Below are 441 nucleotides of genomic sequence, written 5' to 3'. Positions count from 1 at the left end.
AACTCTGCATACAAACGTATCGCATTCAAAACAACCGGTACCACTTCTGCTGCATGGTTCTTTGTTGATAATATTGACATCTGGGATGGCGAATGGCACAACATTACACTCACATACGACGGAACACAAAAAATTATCTATGTTGATAATGTTAATGTTGCTTCAAAAAACGACAGTGGAAATATTGCCTCCGGACTTGGATACAACCTGCTGGTTGGAGCTGGAAGGGATACAGAAACTCCTTCCCTGCTTTACAAAGGTGCAATAGACGAGGTAAGAATTTACAACTACGCACTTTCCGCTGACGAAGTAGGTGAAATCTTTAACTTGGTTCAGAAAAGTCCTGAAACGGTTTACTCTACTGAAAGTATTGAAATTTGCCAGGGAAGCGAATACCTCGGTTGGACAGAAACAGGTACATATCAACGTACTCTTACTGCT

Annotated in this window: 1 protein-coding gene; it reads left to right on the top strand. The window is 41.3% G+C overall.

The window, feature by feature from the left end:
- On the top strand, window positions 1-441 hold a 441-nt coding region (locus tag K5G00_RS29580), incomplete at both ends, for a LamG domain-containing protein (protein WP_238770264.1).

Origin of the sequence: Maribellus maritimus, assembly GCF_022267315.1 — a bacterium.
Classification (GTDB): Bacteria; Bacteroidota; Bacteroidia; order Bacteroidales; family Prolixibacteraceae; genus Draconibacterium; species Draconibacterium maritimum.
The sequence above is the reverse complement of the archived record's forward strand: the minus strand, read 5'-3'. Positions and strand labels throughout refer to the sequence as shown.